The sequence below is a fragment of the Streptomyces sp. NPDC047028 genome, assembly GCF_040644095.1.
Lineage (GTDB): Bacteria > Actinomycetota > Actinomycetes > Streptomycetales > Streptomycetaceae > Streptomyces.
On the sequence record NZ_JBEYVS010000138.1, the window covers coordinates 1 to 1,072 of the forward strand.

General features: G+C 74.8%; 1 protein-coding gene. It reads left to right on the forward strand.

What is annotated here, in order from left to right:
- Positions 1–343 precede the first annotated feature (343 nt).
- A complete protein-coding gene (locus ABZ854_RS37300) occupies positions 344–835 on the forward strand; it encodes an ATP-binding protein (protein WP_361220522.1) in 492 nt (163 codons plus the stop codon).
- The last annotated feature ends 237 nt before the right edge of the window (positions 836–1,072 follow it).

Sequence of the window (1,072 nt, forward strand, 5' to 3'; positions counted from 1 at the left end):
TGTGGTGGGTTTCGGGCTGCTTCGGGGCCGGGCCGGCGGGCGGGGTCGAGGGGGGCTTGGGCGGCCCGCCGGGCGGGGGTCTGAGTGGGGTGGGTGGTGGCGTATGGGGTCCGGCGGGTGGGTGATCGGGTTGGTGGTGTGGGTGTGTCGGTGGGTGCTGGTGCGGCTGTGACCGGGGCGCCGGCGGCGACCCGCCCGGCGGTGGGCGGCCCGGTGGGGTTTGGGGTGGGAAGGTTTGGGGTGGGTCCCTAATGCCTGGCTTGCCCCGGTCCGGGGATGGTGGTGATGGATACCAGGCCGAACCCCCCTTTCGGTCGTTCACCGTCTCGTGGATGTGATCGCGATGTACGCCACCCCCACCTCCCTCTCCCCGGCTGCCGCGCCCGGGACCCGTACCGGTGGCGCCACCGATCCGGCGGTGCCGGGACGAGACCCGGCGCCGCGCCCGCCCCGGGACGACGCCAGCTGGCCGCTGGCCCACCACCCGTCCTCGGTCGGCCGGGCCCGGCGGCTGACCGCCGCCGTCCTGGCCGGATGGGACATCCCCGCCGAACAGGCCGAGTCGGCGCTGCTGGTGCTCTCCGAGCTCGTCACCAACGCCGTCGCCCACGCCAGCCCGCCGCTGACAGTGCACGTGCACCGCGCACACGCCGACCACCGGATCTGGGTCGGAGTCACCGACGGCGGCCCCGCCCCGCACGAGGGCGCCTGGCACCGCACCTGCACCCCCGAAGAACACGGCCGCGGACTGACCCTGATCCAAGCCCTGACCGCCGCCCACGGCACCCACCACCACCCCGCCGGCGTCACCCACTGGGCCCGCCTCACCCCCTAAAACCCCGGCCCCCCGGCCCCGCACACCCTGACACCCCGGGGAGCCGGACCGGGCCCGCCGGCCCCCACACACTCCAGCCGGCGGGCCCCCCACCCCGACAACAAACCCCCCACTCCCGGCACCACCCACGCCGCCCACTACCGAGACCGGCGACTCCGACGCGGCTTTGAGTACCCCGTACTCATGGCCCCACCCCGCAACCCCGGTTCACTCGATCACAACGAAACAGCCCGAAAG